Source organism: Mycobacterium sp. PS03-16, assembly GCF_004570325.1.
Lineage (GTDB): Bacteria > Actinomycetota > Actinomycetes > Mycobacteriales > Mycobacteriaceae > Mycobacterium.
Genome location: NZ_SPQO01000013.1, coordinates 48,245 through 63,839 on the forward strand (window position 1 = coordinate 48,245; position 15,595 = coordinate 63,839).

Below are 15,595 nucleotides of genomic sequence, written 5' to 3' on the forward strand. Positions count from 1 at the left end.
GGCCGTCGCGGCGGGCCCGCTACGCGTTGTCGGCGGTGTCCTGGGCCATCGACTGCGTCCCACCGGGCTGGTATCCGGAGTCCCACGTCCAGCCCGAGATGGCCGGATCGTCCTCGCCGTGCTCGCGGGTGTAGGCGCGGGCGGCCAGCCGGGCGTCGGCCATCTCCTGGCGCAGGCCGGCCGCGCTGCTGCCGATGCCGTCGACGCGGTCGATCACGTCCATCACGAGGTGGAACCGGTCGAGGTCGTTGAGCATCACCATGTCGAACGGGGTCGTGGTGGTGCCCCGCTCCTTGAAGCCGCGCACGTGGAGCTGGTCGTGGTTGGCGTGCCGGTAGGCCAGCCGGTGGATCAGCCACGGGTAGCCGTGGTAGGCGAAGATCACCGGCTTGTCCTTGGTGAAGATCGAGTCGAACTCCCGGTCGGAGAGGCCGTGCGGGTGTTCGGACGCCGGTTGCAGGCGCATGATGTCGACGACGTTGACCACCCGCACCTTCACCTGCGGCAGCCGGCGGCGCAGGATGTCGGCCGCGGCCACGGTCTCCAGCGTCGGGATGTCACCGGCGCAGGCGAGCACCACGTCGGGATCGCCCCCGTCGCTCAGCGCGGGACTGCCGGCCCACTCCCAGATGCCCAGCCCGCGGGTGCAGTGGGCGACCGCCTCGTCCATCGACAGGTAGGTCAGCGCGGGCTGCTTCCCGGCGACGATCACGTTGACGTAGTGGCGACTGCGCAGGCAGTGGTCGGTCACCGACAGCAGGGTGTTCGCGTCCGGTGGAAGGTAGACGCGCACCACCTCGGGTCGCTTGTTGGCGACGTGGTCGATGAAGCCCGGGTCCTGGTGGGAGGCGCCGTTGTGGTCCTGACGCCACACGTGTGAGGTGAGCAGGTAGTTGAGCGACGCGATCGGCCGGCGCCACGACAGGTGCGCACTGCTGGTCAGCCACTTCGCGTGCTGGTTGAGCATCGAGTCGACGATGTGGACGAACGCCTCGTAGCAGTTGAACAGCCCGTGCCGTCCGGTCAGCAGGTAGCCCTCGAGCCAGCCCTGGCACAGGTGTTCGGAGAGCACCTCCATGACCCGGCCGGACGGGGCCAGATCGACGTCCTCGGGGCTGGTCTCGGCCAGCCAGGCCTTGTCGGTGGCCTCGAACACCGCCGCGAGCCGGTTCGACGCGGTCTCGTCCGGGCCCATCAGCCGGAAGCGGTCGGAGTTGCGGACGATGACGTCGCGCAGGAACGTGCCCATCACCCGGGTCGCCTCGGCGCTGTCGGCGGCCGGCTGCTCGACAGTGACCGCGTAGTCGCGGAAGTCGGGCAGGTCGAGGTCTCGCAGCAGCAGTCCGCCGTTGGCGTGCGGATTGTCGCTCATCCGACGGGTTCCGGTGGGGGCGAGCTCCTTGAGTTCGGGCACCAGCACGCCGTCGTCGTCGAACAGTTCCTCGGGCCGGTAGCTGCGCAGCCACTCCTCGAGCTGGGCCATGTGCTCGGCGTTGGAGTGGGTCTCCGACAGCGGTACCTGGTGCGAGCGCCAGGTGCCCTCCACCTTCTTGCCGTCCACCTCCCGCGGCCCGGTCCAGCCCTTGGGCGTGCGCATGATGATCATCGGCCACAGCGGGCGGCCCGGTTCGTCGTCGAGCCGCGCGGCGCGCTGGATCGCGGCGATCTGGTCGAAGCACTCGTCCAGTGCGGCGGCCATCTGCTGGTGGACGTTGTCCGGATCGTCCCCGGCGACGGTGATCGGCCGGTAGCCGTAGCCGTAGAACAGCGACTCGAGCTCCTCCTGCGGGATCCGCGCGAGCACGGTCGGATTGGCGATCTTGTAGCTGTTGAGGTGCAGGATCGGCAGCACCGCACCGTCGGTCACCGGGTCGAGGAATTTGTTCGAGTGCCAGCTGGCGGCCAGGGGTCCGGTCTCGGCCTCCCCGTCGCCCACCACGCACGCCACCACCAGGTCGGGGTTGTCGAACGCGGCGCCGTAGGCATGCACCAGCGCGTAACCCAGCTCGCCGCCCTCGTGGATCGAGCCGGGCGTCTCGGCCGCCACGTGGCTGGGGATGCCGCCGGGAAACGAGAACTGGCGGAACAGCTTCCGCAGTCCGTCGGTGTCCTCGCCGATTCCGGAGTACACCTCGCTGTAGGTGCCCTCGAGGTAGGCGTTGGCGACCAGCCCGGGGCCGCCGTGTCCCGGCCCGGTGATGTAGATGACGTTGGCGTCGCGCTCACGGATGATCCGGTTGAGGTGGGCGTAGACCAGGTTGAGTCCCGGGGTGGTGCCCCAGTGGCCCAGCAGGCGGGGTTTGACGTGTTCGGCCCGCAGGTCCTCGCGCAGCAGCGGGTTGTCCAGCAGGTAGATCTGCCCGACGGACAGGTAGTTCGCGGCGCGCCAATAGGCGTCGATGAGCCGCAGTTGCTCGTCGGAGAGGGCGGGGGACAAGGTGGCCTCGCTGATCGGCTCGTCGCTGGTCTGGCTGCTCATCTGCACCATTGTCGTCTCATCGGGTGAACATTGCGTGAGGTCCTGTTCCCCATTCCGTGACTGTTAAGCACTACCCTCGTCGGCGTGCAGGAATCCACGATGCCACGGTGACGGGGTCGGTGAGCGGGGATCGGGCGCTGTTGGCCGGCGTCCGGGTGCTCGATGTGGGAGACCGCGAATCCGACGGTGTGACGCGCGTGCTGGCCGACCTGGGCGCCGATGTGCTGAAGGTCGAACCTCCCGGCGGCAGTGCGATGCGGACGACACGGCCCGCGGTGGCCGGGGTGGGCGTCGAGTTCCTGCTGGGCAACGCCAACAAGCGCAGCGTGGCGCTCGACCCGCGCGACCCCGGCGACGTGAGGCGCTTCGGTGAGCTCGTCGCCGGCGCTGACATCCTCGTGGACGGCCGGGGCGGTGTGGCCGCCTTCGGCACCTCCTGCCGGACCCTCGCCGAGCGGTTCGACCAGCTGATCGCGGTGTCGGTCACCGACTTCGGCACGACAGGTCCCCGCGCGCACTGGCAGGCGACCGATGCGCAGCTGTGCGCGATGTCGACGGCCCTGTCGCGGTCCGGGCCGACCGTCGGCACGCCGGTGCTGCCACCCGTCGGACTGGCCTCGGGCACCGCGCACGTGCAGGCGGCCTGGGCCGCGCTGGTCGCCTATGCCGACCGGACCCGTTGCGGCCGAGGGCAGTTTATCGACTTCTCCCGTTACGAAGCGGTGGTGCAGGCACTGGACCCGCCGTTCGGATCGGAAGGGCAGGCCGCCACCGGCCTCAAGCGGTCGACCGAGCTGTGGCGCGGCCGGCCGCGCAACCAGCAGATCTACCCGACCTTCCGGTGCGCCGACGGCCACGTGCGGCTGTGCCTGCTCTCGGCGCGCCAATGGCGGGGAATGCGGGCGTGGCTGGGGGAGCCCGAACAGTTCGCGGACCCGAAGTTCGAGACGATCGCCGCCCGCTACGGCGCCTCCGAGGAACTCAACGCCGCGATCGCGGAGCTGTTCGCCCCGCACACCATGGCCGATCTGGTGGGCGAGGGGCAGTCGCGCGGTGTGCCGATCGCGGCTGTGCTGACCCCGGCCGAGGCGCTGCGCTCCGAGCACTTCCGCGCTGTGGGAGCGCTGACCACAACCGACGTCGGCGGCGCTGAGCTGACGATCCCGGTGGGACCGTTCGTGGTCGACGGCACACACACCGGCTACCGCCGCCCGCCGGCCTCGCCCGAGCGCGACATCGACTGGGTGGCAGAACCCTTCGCCCCGGCGATGCTGGCGACCGCGGGCGCCGGGCGGCCGCTGGCGGGCCTGCGGATCCTCGACCTCGGCGTCATCGTGGCCGGCGGTGAGCTCGGCCGACTGTTCGGCGACCTCGGCGCCGAGGTCATCAAGGTCGAAAGTGCCACCTATCCGGACGGTTTACGCCAAACCCCGCCCGGCGCGCCGATGAGCCGGTCGTGGGCACTGACCCACCGAAATCAGTACAGCCTCGGACTGGACCTGCGCTCGCGGGCGGGGGCCGACCTGTTCAGGCGGTTGGTCGCGCAGTCCGATGCCGTGTTCGCCAACTTCAAACCCGGCACGCTGGCCGCCCTGGGGTTCTCGTATGACGTTCTGCGCGAACTGAATCCGCGCATCGTGCTGGCCGAGAGCAGCGCCTACGGCGCGAGTGGGCCGTGGAGCGTACGGATGGGGTACGGGCCGCTGGTCCGCGCGGCCACGGGGGTAGCGAGGCTGTGGACGGACGCGTCCGCGCCGGGCGGCTTCTTCGACGCCACGACGATCTTCCCCGACCATGTCGCCGCCCGGCTGACTGCGCTCGGAGCGCTCGCCGCACTCCTGGACCGCGACCGGTCCGGCCGGGGCACCCACATCCACATCTCGCAGGCCGAGGCCGCCGTCAGTCAACTGGCCGCACACTACGTCACCGAAGCCGCACGCGAGGCCGGGCTGGCCGTCGACGAGGGCGTCGTCGCGCATGGCGTGTCTCCGTGCGCCGGAGACGACGAATGGTGCGCGATTTCAGTGCGCGACGACGCCGACCGGGCCGCCCTGGCGACGGCGATGGGCGTGAACGAGCTCCCGTCCGACGCCGCGGCCCGGACCGCGGCGGTGTCGGCGTGGACCACGGCGCACGCCAACACCGACGTGGCCGACGTGCTGCAGCGCGCCGGGGTACCTGCCGCGCCGATGCAGCGGGCCGTCGACGTCCTGGCCGACCCGCAGTTGGTCAATCGCGAGGTGTTCACCGAGATGATCCATCCGTTGTTCGCCGCACCGATGCCGACCGAGACCTCGCCCGCCCGATGTTCGCGCATCCCACCCGCGCCGTTGCGGCCGGCGCCGATGCCCGGTGAGCACACCCGCGAGATCTGCAGCCGGCTGCTCGGCCTGAGCGCCGCCCGCATCGACGAGCTGCTCGTAGAGGGCGTGGTGTTCGACCACCGGTGAGTGCCCCCGTGCCGGCCGGTGTGCCGGATCCGGCACACTGCTCGTTGACACCTGTCAAATCCGAATCGCGAGGAGGCCCGTATGCCGTCGTCCGCCACCACTCCTGTGCTCGTCGGGTACGGACAGGTGAACCAGCGCGACGACCGGCACCCGGACGAACCCGTCGCGCTCATGGAGGCCGCGGCGCGGGAGGCGGCGGATCCGCGGGTGCTCGAGGCGGTCGACGCGGTCCGTGTGGTCAACCTGCTGTCGTGGCGCTACCGGGACCCCGGCCTCGCGCTGGCCCAGCGGATCGGGGCGGGCGGCGCCGCGACCCGCTACACCGGAATCGGCGGCAACGTCCCGCAGAGCCTGGTCAACCAGGCGTGCCTGGACATCCAAGCCGGCCGGGCGAATGTGGTGCTGATCGCCGGCGCCGAAACGTGGCGCAGCAGAATGCGTTTGAAGGCGCGGGGGGAGAAGCCGGACTGGCCGCACCAGGACGAGTCGGTGCCGATGGCCGAGGGCGGCGACGACAACGTGCCGATGGCCGGCGATGCGGAGTTCCGCATCCACCTGGACCGGCCGGCCTACGTCTATCCGATGTTCGAGCAGGCGGTGCGGATCGCCGCGGGGGAGACCTCCGACGAGCACCGTCGCCGCATTGGCGACCTGTGGGCCCAGTTCTCGGCGGTCGCGGCCGACAACCCGCACGCCTGGAGCCGTGACGCGCTGGCCGCCGACGCCGTCTGGCAACCGTCACCGGACAACCGGATGATCAGCTGGCCCTACACCAAACTGATGAACTCCAACAACATGGTGGACCAGGGTGCGGCGCTGATCCTCACCTCCGTCGACACCGCCCGGTATCTGCAGATCCCCTCGGAACGCTGGGTGTTCCCCTACGCCGGCACGGACGCCCACGACACCTACGCGATCGGTGAGCGCGCCGAATTGCACCGCTCCCCGGCGATCCGCATCGCCGGGCAGCGGGCGCTGGAGCTGGCCGGCACCGACGTCGACGGCGTCGACCTGATCGACGTCTACTCCTGCTTCCCGTCGGCGGTTCAGGTGGCGGCCGCCGAGTTGGGCCTGCCGGTCGGCGATCCGGGCCGTCCGCTGACCGTGACCGGCGGGCTGACATTCGCCGGCGGCCCGTGGAACAACTACGTCTCGCATTCCATCGCCACCATGGCCGAACGGCTCACCGCCGAACCGGGCCGGCGCGGCCTGATCACCGCCAACGGCGGGTACCTGACCAAGCACAGTTTCGGCGTCTACGGCACCGAGCCGCCCACCCGCGGGTTCCGTTGGCAGGACGTGCAGTCCGAGGTGGACCGGGAGCCCACCCGCACGCTGGAGGTGGAGTACTCGGGGGTCGGCACGGTGGAGTCGTGGACCACGCCGTTCGACCGGGACGGAGCACCGGAGAAGGCGTTCCTGGCGGTGCGCACCCCGGCCGACACCCGCACACTGGCGGTGATCCGCGACGCCGACGACGCCGCCGCAACGGTCGAGCGCGACATCGCGGGCGCCGAGGTGATCGTGCACCCCGACGGCACCGCGAATCTGCGCTAGCCGCGCGGGCTACTTGATGGTGTAGCCGCCGTCGACCACCAGGTCGGCGCCGGTGATCATGGCCGCCGCATCGCTGGCGAGATACACTGCCGCAGCAGCGATCTCGGCGGGGTAGGCGAACCGGCCGATCGGGATGAGCTTTTTGAGCGCCTCCCCCTTGGGGTTGTCCCACGCCTTGATGCCGAGGTCGGTCAGCACCACGGTGGGGGAGATGGAGTTCACCCGGATGCCCCGGCCGCCCCATTCGGCGGCGAGGACCTTCGTGATCCCCACGACGCCGAACTTCGAGGCGCAGTAGGCGACGTGCTCGTCGATCGCGACGGTCGCGGCCTGCGAGGCCATGTTGATGATGACGCCGCGGCCCGCGGCGAGCATGTGCCTGCCGACCGCCTGGCTCATCTGAAACGTGCCGGTGAGATTGATCGCGATCGTGTCGTCCCAGAACTTCTGCGACAGTTCTTCGGCCGGCGCCAGCCGCGCGACACCGGCCGAGTTGACCAGGATGTCGATCCGGCCGAACGCCTCGACGGCGGCGTCCACGGCCGCGGTGACCGAGGCGGCATCGGCCACGTCGCAACCGAATCCGCGACTGTCGGTGGGCAGGGTCGCGGCGGTCGCGGCGGCGCCGGCTTCGTTGAGGTCGGCCACGGCGACCCGGGCGCCCTTCTCGGCGAACGCGGCGGCGATGGCCGCGCCGATCCCGGAGGCGCCGCCGGTCACCAGCGCGGTCTTGCCCTGCAGGCCGAAGCCGAGATCTACGGTGGGTTCCCCGGGTGCGCTCATGTCGGTCCTACTCCTCGTCGTCGTGTGTTGCGGGTGGTGCGTGGCGGTCAGTCGAGTACGGCCGCGGCGATGTCGATGTCGGTGACGAGCGAGGACACCAGGCCCGACCGCAGCACCGCGCGGGTGGCGGCGATCTTCTGCGCTCCCGTGGCGATCGCGATGCGGGTGGGGATGGCGCGCAGCGTGGTCTCGGCGATGCCCATCCGCCGGTCGTCGAGGCCGGGCAGCCGGTTGCCGTCCTCGTCGAGCAGCAGCCCGCAGGTCTCGGCACACACCCCGGCGTCACCCAGCGCCGCCACCTCGTCGTCGCGCAGGGATTGGTACACCTGCGAGGCGCCCGGGCTCCACGCCCCGACGGACACGATCGCGCAACTGACCTTGCCGTGGTGGGCGATGGTCTCCCGCAGTTGCGGGTCGCCGGTGAGGCTTTCGGCGGTGCGGCCGTCGGGCACCACGAGCGGGACGTACATGGGCCAGGACCGGCCACCGCTGATCTCGCTGATCCGGCGCACCAGATCGGTGCCGTTGGAGGTGAGCGCACCGGCCATCCCGGTGAGCTGGACGACGTCGCAGCTCGGCAGCGTGGTGAGGTGGGCGGCGATGTGGGTGAGCGTGCGGCCGCAGTCGACGCCGACCACGTCGCCGTCGCGCAGGATCGACTGCAGCAGCTCGGCCATCGCCTTGGTCACCGCATGCACCCGGTCCTCGGCGGTTCCGCTCTCGCCGGCGACGGCGTAGGCGTGTTCGAGCCCGTACTGCCGCTGCAGCCGGGTGGACAGGTCGACGTCGATCGCCCCCGGATTGTGGATCTTGATCTCCACCATGCCGGATTCGACCGCCTCGTCGAGCATCCGGGCGACCTTGAAGCGGGACAGGCCGAATTCCTCGGCGATCTGGACGCGGGTACGGCCCTCGAGGTAGTAGCGACGCGCGATCACGGCTCGCTGGAAGAGCTCATCGGGTCCCATGCCGCCTCCTTCCCGACGCTGTCATGCGCGTCCCCCTTCAACTGCCGTGCACATATGTGCAACCGCGTTGACATGTGAGCATAGGCCATAGCATGATCCACGCCACAACCAATCACATGAGTTGTGTAGTCGAGCAGATGAGCACCAGCGCGGAGGCGGAGTTGCACCAGGGCACGGACGACGGGGGGTTGGCCACACTCGCCGGTGAGGTGTTCACCCGCGAAGCCGCCGCGGTCGCGGCGCTGGCCGCCGGTGCCGAGTCCCGTGCCGAACCGAGCGTCGCATCCGGTGTGGTGGCGGTGGCCCGCCGCATGCTCGCGGTCACCGGCAAAGTGGTGACCACCGGCGCGGGTACGTCGGGCATCATGGCCGAGCGGCTGGCCCACCTGCTGTCGGTGTGCGGCACACCCGCGGTGTACCTGCCCGCGGGCGACGCCCTGCACGGCGGCATGGGCGCGATCACCCCTCACGATCTGGTGCTGGCGCTCTCGAAGACCGGACGCTCCGCGGAGCTGACCGGACTGGCCGGCCGGCTGGTCGAGCGCGGCGTGCCCGTGGTCGCCGTCACCGAGGACGCTGGGTCCCCGTTCGCCGCCGCGGCCTCGTGCGTGGTGGCGCTGCCCGCGACCGCCCCCGGCGCGGACCCCGGCGACATGATCGCGATGGGCAGCACCCTGGCCGTCGGAGCCTGGGGTGACGCGCTGGCGGTCGTGGCGATGGCGCTGCGCGGGCACACCCTGCACGACGTCGTGCACAGCCACCCGGCCGGCGGCGTCGGCGCGCGTGGCCACCGGCCCGGTGACGAATCGGCCCCGGTGGTGAGCGCATGACCGAACTCGCTGTGCTGGGCGTGGATTCGTCCACCCAATCGTGCAAGGTCGAGGTGCGCGAGCTGACCACCGGGGCCCTGCTGGGCGCAGGTTGCGCCCCGCACCCGCCGGCGTTCCCGCCGTGCAGCGAACAACATCCGCTGGAGTGGGTGTCGGCGCTCGTGACGGCCGCCCGCGCGGCCCTCGACGCCTGCCGCACCCGGCCGGTCGTCCGTGCCATCTCGGTGGCCGCGCAGTGTCACGGACTGGTGCTGCTCGACGAGCACGGCAACCCGGTGCGCGCCGCCAAGCTGTGGAACGACACCACCGGCGCGCCCCAGTTGGCCGCCCTGCACGACCGGATCGGCGCCCGCGCCTGGACCCGCCGTATCGGGTCCACCCCGACCGCCGCGTTCACCATCGCCAAGCTGGCCTGGGTCGCACACCACGAACCCGCGGTGCTGGACCGGACGGCGGCCATGCTGCTGCCGCACGACTACCTGACGCACTGGCTCACCGGCCGGCGGGTCACCGACCGGTCCGAGGCGTCGGGCACCGGGTACTTCGACATCAGCACCGGCGAGTGGATCACCGACTACCTCGACATGGCGGCGGGCCCGCGGGACTGGGCCGGCATGCTGCCGACGGTACTCGGCCCGTGCACGCCGGCGGGTCTGCTGCGCAGTACCGCCGCCGAAGCGCTGGGCCTCGACGGCGACATCCTGGTCGGCCCCGGCGGCGGCGATCAGCACACCGCCTATCTCGGCCTGGGTCTGCGCGACGGCGACCAGTACATCGGCATCGGCACGTCCGGCGTCGTCGCCACCGCCTCGCGCACACCGGTTTTCGACGAATCCGGCATGGTCGACGGGGTCGCTGACCTGACCGGCGGTTACCTGCCGCTGGTCAGCACGCTCAACGCGGCGCGGGTCAGTGACGTCGCCGCCCGGCTGCTCGGTACCGATCTGCCCGGGCTCGCCGGGCTGGCGCTGGCCGCCGGGGACACACAGGGGCCGGTGCTGGTGCCGTTCCTCGACGGCGAACGCAAACCCGACCGGCCCGACGCCCGCGGCGCATTCGCCGACCTGACGTCGCACACCACCCGCGAGGAGCTCGCCCGGTCCTTCGTCGAGGGTCCGCTGCTCTCGCTGATGAGCGCCCGCGACCACCTGCTCGACTGCGGAGTCGACGTCAGCGGCGCGGCGACCGCGGTCGGTGGCGGCACCCGCTCGGCCGCGACCCTGCAACTGCTGGCCGACCTCCTCGGCGAGGAGGTCACCGTCCTCGACGCCGACGAGGCCACCGCCCGCGGCGCATGCGTCCAGGCCGCGGCCGTGGCCACCGGGGCCGACGTCGCCGGCCTGACCGACCTGGCCAAGCGGTGGCAGCCCGAGGTGCGCCACCGGGTGGCGCCGCGGCGTACCGGGCGTGACCTGGGCGCGCTGCGCGCGCGCTGGGCCGAACTGGCCGCCTCACCGCTGCTGGACGCGGGGGACCGGTCGTGACGGCCCCCGCCGCGCTGGCGTCGTGGCACCACGACTACCCGGGGAAGCTGGCCGGAAGCCTCTATGCCGTGGCGCCCGGACAGCGCATCGCCACCGCGCGCGCGATGGCCGAGGCCGGCCTCGACATCCACCTCGACGTGATGGCCGCCGCCGAGGGACTGCCCGCCGGGGTGAGCCCGACCGAGCTGGCCGGCATCACCGAGACGGTCGGCCCGGCGGTGGCCGACGTGCACCTCATCGGCTCGCCGGACTTCGTCGACGCCACGCTGCCCGGCGTGCTGGCACACCGCCCGGGCAAGGTGTTCCTGCCCTGGGCCGCGTTCACCGACCACCGCGCCGCGCAGATCCGGGACGCGGGCAGCGCGGCGTGGATCACGCTGTGGCAGGAGTGGAACGGGATCACCACACCGCACTGGCCGGCCGCCGTCGACGGGGTGCTGGTGATGCTGATCGAACCCGGCACGCGCGGCCGCTGCCGGCTCGACCGGCTGGCCATCGTCGCCGCGTGTGCGGCCGAACTACCGGTGATCGTCGACGGGGGCGTCACCGAGGACATCGCGCCGCTGTGCCTGACGGCCGGCGTCGCCTCGATGGTGGTCGGGCGCGCCCTGCTGCCATCCTCAGGAAAGGAAGCGACATGACAACAACAGTCGACGGCACGATGCGGGCCAGCGTCATGACCGGGCCCGGCACCCTGCGCATCGAAGAGCGCCCGGTGCCCACGCCCGGACCACACCAGGTGCTCGTCGAGGTGGCCGCGGTCGGGGTGTGTGGCTCGGACGTGCACTACTACCGGCACGGCCGGATCGGGGACTTCGTCGTCGAGGACCCGATGATCCTCGGCCACGAACTGTCCGGGCGCATCGCGGTGGTCGGCGACGGCGTGGACCCGGGCCGGGTCGGCCAGCGGGTCGCCGTGGAACCCCAGCACCCGTGCCGTCGTTGCCGGCAGTGCAAGGCGGGGCGTTACAACCTCTGCCCGGAGATGAAGTTCTACGCCACCCCGCCGATCGACGGGGCATTCTGCCGCTACGTCCTCATCGACGACGACTTCGCCCACGCCGTCCCGGACTCGATGTCCGACGACGCCGCCGCACTGCTCGAACCGCTGTCGGTGGCGATCACGACGATGCGTAAGGCGGGGATCGTCCCCGGGTCGTCGATCCTGATCGCCGGCGCCGGCCCCATCGGGGTCATCTGCGCGCAGGCCGCCCGCGCTTTCGGGGCCTCACGCATCGTCGTCACCGATCTGGTCGCGTCGCGCCGCGAGAAGGCGCTGAAGTTCGGCGCCACCGAGGTGCTCGACCCCACCGTCGTCGACGTCTCGGCCATCGAGCCCGTCGACGCCTTCGTCGACGCCACCGGCGTGCCGGCGGCCGTCGTCAGCGGCATCAAGGCCGTCGGGCCCGCAGGCCGGGTAGTGCTGGTCGGGATGGGCGCCGACGAGTACGCGCTGCCGGTCAGCCACATCGCCAACCTCGAGATCACCGTCACCGGCGTGTTCCGCTACACCGACACGTGGCCCGCGGCAATCCATCTCGTGCAGTCCGGCGCCGTCGACCTGGACGCCATGGTGACCGGCCGCTACGACCTCGAGCACGTGGCCGAAGCCCTCGACAGCGATACCGACCCTGCCAGCCTCAAGTCGATTGTGAACCCCTCATGACGCGTAACAACCCGTTCGACCTCTCCGGCCGCACCGCCCTGGTGACCGGCGGTAACCAGGGCCTGGGCCGGGCCTTCGCCTTCGGGCTCGCCGAAGCCGGTGCCCGCGTGGCCATTTCGGGCCGCAGCGCCGAACGCAACGACAAGACCGTCGCCGAAGCGGCGGCCGAGGGCCTGACCCTGCACCCGATCACCGCGGACATCACCCGGCAGGCCGACGTGGACCGGATGACCGCCGAGGCGATCGATGCGCTCGGCCACCTCGACATCCTGGTCAACAACGCCGGCACCTGCTACCACGCCGAGTCCTGGGACGTCACCGAAAAGCAGTGGGACGACGTCTTCGACCTCAACGTCAAGGCGCTGTGGGCGTGTTCGCTGGCCGCCGGCGCGCACATGCGCGAGCGGGGCAGTGGGTCGATCATCAACATCGGCTCGATGTCCGGGATCATCGTCAACCGCCCGCAGATGCAGCCGGCCTACAACGCCTCCAAGGCCGCCGTCCACCACCTCACCAAATCGCTCGCCGCCGAATGGGGTCCGCTCGGCATCCGGGTCAACGCCGTGGCCCCGGGCTACTGCAAGACCGAGATGGCCCCGGTGGACCGCCCGGAGTTCAAGCAGCACTGGATCGACGACACCCCGATGCTGCGCTACGCGATGCCCGAGGAGATCGCGCCGAGCGTGGTGTTCCTGGCCAGCGACGCGGCATCGTTCATCACCGGTTCCGTGCTGGTCGCAGACGGCGGGTACACCGCATGGTAGAGACCGCCGCTCTCAACAGACGCGTCGTCGTCAGCGCGCTCGATGACATCACCATCGAGACCGTCGACGAGGAGCTGCCCGGCGCCGGCGAAGCGCGGGTGCGCACCAGCATCGTCGGCATTTGCGGTTCGGACCTGCACGCCGCGTGCGGCCGCCACCCGTTCATCGACCTGCCGTACCGGCCGGGTCACGAAGCCGTCGGCGTGGTCGACGCGGTGGGTGAGGGCGTCGACGCGTCCTGGGTCGGCACCCGCGTCGTGGTTGAACCGAACCTGGCCTGCGGCCGGTGCGCGCAGTGCCTCGCCGGGCGCTACAACATCTGCAAGGACCTGCTGGTGCTGGGCTGCCAGACCCCCGGCGCGCTGGCCGACTCGTTCACCGTCGCCGTCGACCGGTTGATCCCGCTGGCCGACGACTTCGACGACCGGCACGCCATCCTGGTCGAGCCGCTGGCCACCCCCGTGCACACCGTGCGGCGGGCCGCCGAGGCGGTGGGCGACCTCGCCGGCCGCCCCGTCGTGGTGATCGGCGCCGGCCCCATCGGGCTGTTCGTCCTGCTGGCCGCCCGGCACGCCGGGGCCAAGGTGGTGGTGGCCGACCTGCTGGCCTCCAAACGCGAGCGGGCCGAACGGCTCGGCGCCGCAGGCACCTTCGATCCCGCCGCCCCCGACGCCGTCCAGACCGCGCTCGAACTGCTGGGTGCTCCGGCGGCCGTCGTGATCGACTGCGTGTCCCGTGAGTCGTCCGTGGCCCAGGCCGTCGATCTGGTGGACAAGGGCGGCGCGGTGATGATCGTCGGTGTCGCCGAAGGGGCCACCCCGGTGCCGCTGGGTCTCATCCAGGACCGTGAGCTGGCGCTGATCGGCAACCTGATGTTCGTGCGGGAGGATTTCACCGCCGCCATCGACCTGCTCGCCTCCGGCGCCGTGCCCATCGACGAGATCATCAGCGCCGAGTTCGAGATCGAGCAGTCCGCACAGGCGTTCGCCGCCTCGGCCGATCCGGAGAACGTCAAAGTGCTCGTGACCGTCGGGGCCACAGGAGGTGGGGCATGACCCAGGCACTGCTCGAATGCGCCGGCATCGAGAAGAGTTTCGGCGGGGTGCCGGTGCTCAAGGGCATCACGTTGAACCTCGAGCCCGGCACGGTGACCGCGCTCGCGGGGGAGAACGGCGCAGGCAAGTCGACGCTGATGAAGATCATCAGCGGTCAGTACACCGCCGACCACGGCACCGTCACGGTCAAGGGCGCCCACCTGACGGCGGGCAACACCAAGGATGCGGTCAAGCACGGGGTGGCCATCGTGCCCCAGGAGCTCGCCTCCATCGAGGACATGACGGTCTACGAGAACCTGTTCGTGGGGCGGGAGATCAAGACCGGCCCGTTCCTCAACCGGCGGGCGATGATCGACGAGGCCCGCGACGCGCTGGCGGTGTTCGGCGTGGCGATCGACCCATCGGCGCGAATGGGCAGCCTGCCCGTCGGGCTGCGGCAGATCGTCGAGATCGTCAAGGCCGCCCGCACCGGCGCCCAGGTGGTGATGCTCGACGAGCCCACCTCGGCGATCTCCGAACGCGAGGTCGAGGGCCTGTACAAGATCGTGCGTCAGCTCAAGGAGCACGGCGTGGCGATGGTGTACACCACCCACAAGATGGCCGAGATCCGCGCCATCGCCGACCGGGTGGTGGTACTGCGCGACGGTGGCCTGATCCTGGACAAAGGCATCGCCGACGTCACCGACGACGACATCGTCACCGCGATGATCGGCCGCGAACTCGATGCGTTGTTCCCCGATCGGCCCGAACCCGGTGCCGAGACCGTGCTCGAGGTCCGCGACCTTCAGGTCGAGGGCGCCTCGGGTCCGGTGTCGTTCACCGTCAAGTCCGGTGAGATCGTCGGCCTGGCGGGGCTGGTCGGCGCCGGGCGCACCGAACTGCTCGAGGCGATCTTCGGCGCCCGGCATTCCTCGGCCGGCGAGATCACGGTGCGCGGCAAGCTGGTCAAGCGCAATCATCCGGCCGCCGCCATCACCGCCGGGATGGCGATGGTGCCCGAGGACCGCAAGTTGTCCGGCGTGGTGCTGTCGATGAACGTGCTCGACAACGGTTCGCTGCCGCGGCTGTCGTCGTTCTCCGTCGCAGGCTGGCTGAAGGGCAAGTCCCGCACCACCGCCGTCTCCGACGTCATGAAGTCGGTGCGGCTGCGCAGCCGCGGCCTCGGCCAGGAGGTCGGCACGCTGTCCGGCGGCAACCAGCAAAAGGTGGTGCTGGCCCGCTGGCTGACCGGCACCGTCAACGTGCTGCTGCTCGACGAACCGACCCGCGGCGTCGATGTCGGCGCGCGCAGCGAGATCTACCGCATCATCACCGAGTTCGCCGCGCAGGGGATGGCCGTGGTGATGGCCTCCTCGGACATGCCCGAGGTCGTCGGCCTGTCGCACCGCGCGTTCGTGATGCGGGGCGGTGCCCTGGTCGGCGAGCTCGACCGCGACGCCCTCGACCACCCCGAGGTCCAGGAGTCGGTGTTCCGCATGGCCACCGCGCTGGACACCCGAACCGACAGCACCGCCCAACCGACCGAGAACGCACAGGAGACGACGACGTGACCACCCAAC

12 protein-coding genes are annotated in these 15,595 nt (G+C 71.0%); 9 read left to right on the forward strand and 3 right to left on the reverse strand.

Annotation, left to right across the window (positions count from 1 at the left end):
* Nucleotides 1-19: 19 nt before the first annotated feature.
* Nucleotides 20-2,479: a phosphoketolase gene (locus E4P42_RS13235; protein WP_371287031.1), complete on the reverse strand. Its 2,460-nt coding sequence runs from the start codon at nt 2,477-2,479 to the stop codon at nt 20-22.
* Nucleotides 2,480-2,598: 119 nt separating this feature from the next.
* On the opposite strand from E4P42_RS13235, the gene E4P42_RS13240 reads away from it, so the two are divergent.
* Together E4P42_RS13240 and E4P42_RS13245 are read left to right on the forward strand one after the other, a co-directional pair.
* On the forward strand, nt 2,599-4,929 hold the full coding sequence (locus E4P42_RS13240; RefSeq protein ID WP_135126524.1) for a CoA transferase: 2,331 nt from the start codon (nt 2,599-2,601) through the stop codon (nt 4,927-4,929).
* 81 nt (nt 4,930-5,010) lie between these two features.
* Entirely contained in the window at nt 5,011-6,486 is a 1,476-nt protein-coding gene (locus tag E4P42_RS13245) for an acetyl-CoA acetyltransferase (protein ID WP_135126525.1), read from the forward strand.
* Nucleotides 6,487-6,495: 9 nt separating this feature from the next.
* On the opposite strand, the gene E4P42_RS13250 is transcribed toward E4P42_RS13245, so the two are convergent.
* Both E4P42_RS13250 and E4P42_RS13255 read right to left on the reverse strand, forming a co-directional pair.
* A complete protein-coding gene (locus E4P42_RS13250; RefSeq protein WP_135126526.1) occupies nt 6,496-7,269 on the reverse strand; it encodes a GolD/DthD family dehydrogenase in 774 nt (257 codons plus the stop codon).
* Between the two features lie 47 nt (nt 7,270-7,316).
* Nucleotides 7,317-8,237: a sugar-binding transcriptional regulator gene (locus tag E4P42_RS13255; protein WP_135126527.1), complete on the reverse strand. Its 921-nt coding sequence runs from the start codon at nt 8,235-8,237 to the stop codon at nt 7,317-7,319.
* A 137-nt stretch (nt 8,238-8,374) separates the two neighbouring features.
* Between E4P42_RS13255 and E4P42_RS13260 the strand changes: the two genes are divergently transcribed.
* The 7 genes from E4P42_RS13260 to E4P42_RS13290 are packed head-to-tail and all read left to right on the forward strand — an operon-like array spanning nt 8,375 to nt 15,586.
* A complete protein-coding gene (locus tag E4P42_RS13260) occupies nt 8,375-9,067 on the forward strand; it encodes an SIS domain-containing protein (protein WP_245234008.1) in 693 nt (230 codons plus the stop codon).
* Nucleotides 9,064-10,551, forward strand: coding sequence for an FGGY family carbohydrate kinase (locus tag E4P42_RS13265; RefSeq protein WP_135126528.1), 1,488 nt, complete (start codon nt 9,064-9,066; stop codon nt 10,549-10,551). Before E4P42_RS13260 ends, E4P42_RS13265 begins: the two co-directional genes overlap by 4 nt.
* Complete coding sequence (locus tag E4P42_RS13270; protein ID WP_135126529.1) at nt 10,548-11,192, forward strand: ribulose phosphate epimerase; 645 nt, start codon at nt 10,548-10,550, stop codon at nt 11,190-11,192. The genes E4P42_RS13265 and E4P42_RS13270 overlap by 4 nt, the downstream gene beginning before the upstream one ends.
* Entirely contained in the window at nt 11,189-12,217 is a 1,029-nt protein-coding gene (locus tag E4P42_RS13275; RefSeq protein ID WP_135126530.1) for an NAD(P)-dependent alcohol dehydrogenase, read from the forward strand. Before E4P42_RS13270 ends, E4P42_RS13275 begins: the two co-directional genes overlap by 4 nt.
* Nucleotides 12,214-12,981, forward strand: a complete 768-nt coding sequence (locus E4P42_RS13280; protein ID WP_135126531.1) for an SDR family NAD(P)-dependent oxidoreductase — start codon at nt 12,214-12,216, stop codon at nt 12,979-12,981. The genes E4P42_RS13275 and E4P42_RS13280 overlap by 4 nt, the downstream gene beginning before the upstream one ends.
* Nucleotides 12,975-14,036: a zinc-binding dehydrogenase gene (locus E4P42_RS13285; RefSeq protein ID WP_135126532.1), complete on the forward strand. Its 1,062-nt coding sequence runs from the start codon at nt 12,975-12,977 to the stop codon at nt 14,034-14,036. The genes E4P42_RS13280 and E4P42_RS13285 overlap by 7 nt, the downstream gene beginning before the upstream one ends.
* A complete protein-coding gene (locus tag E4P42_RS13290) occupies nt 14,033-15,586 on the forward strand; it encodes a sugar ABC transporter ATP-binding protein (RefSeq protein WP_135126533.1) in 1,554 nt (517 codons plus the stop codon). The genes E4P42_RS13285 and E4P42_RS13290 overlap by 4 nt, the downstream gene beginning before the upstream one ends.
* Nucleotides 15,587-15,595 lie beyond the last annotated feature (9 nt).

Excerpts from the sequence above, each read along its gene's own strand:
- E4P42_RS13235 (WP_371287031.1), bottom strand. The coding sequence starts at position 2,479 with ATGAGCAGCCAGACCAGCGACGAGCCGATCAGCGAGGCCACCTTGTCC.
- E4P42_RS13245 (WP_135126525.1), top strand. The coding sequence starts at position 5,011 with ATGCCGTCGTCCGCCACCACTCCTGTGCTCGTCGGGTACGGACAGGTG.
- E4P42_RS13250 (WP_135126526.1), bottom strand. The coding sequence starts at position 7,269 with ATGAGCGCACCCGGGGAACCCACCGTAGATCTCGGCTTCGGCCTGCAG.
- E4P42_RS13255 (WP_135126527.1), bottom strand. The coding sequence starts at position 8,237 with ATGGGACCCGATGAGCTCTTCCAGCGAGCCGTGATCGCGCGTCGCTAC.
- E4P42_RS13260 (WP_245234008.1), top strand. The coding sequence starts at position 8,375 with ATGAGCACCAGCGCGGAGGCGGAGTTGCACCAGGGCACGGACGACGGG.
- E4P42_RS13265 (WP_135126528.1), top strand. The coding sequence starts at position 9,064 with ATGACCGAACTCGCTGTGCTGGGCGTGGATTCGTCCACCCAATCGTGC.
- E4P42_RS13275 (WP_135126530.1), top strand. The coding sequence starts at position 11,189 with ATGACAACAACAGTCGACGGCACGATGCGGGCCAGCGTCATGACCGGG.
- E4P42_RS13280 (WP_135126531.1), top strand. The coding sequence starts at position 12,214 with ATGACGCGTAACAACCCGTTCGACCTCTCCGGCCGCACCGCCCTGGTG.
- E4P42_RS13285 (WP_135126532.1), top strand. The coding sequence starts at position 12,975 with ATGGTAGAGACCGCCGCTCTCAACAGACGCGTCGTCGTCAGCGCGCTC.
- E4P42_RS13290 (WP_135126533.1), top strand. The coding sequence starts at position 14,033 with ATGACCCAGGCACTGCTCGAATGCGCCGGCATCGAGAAGAGTTTCGGC.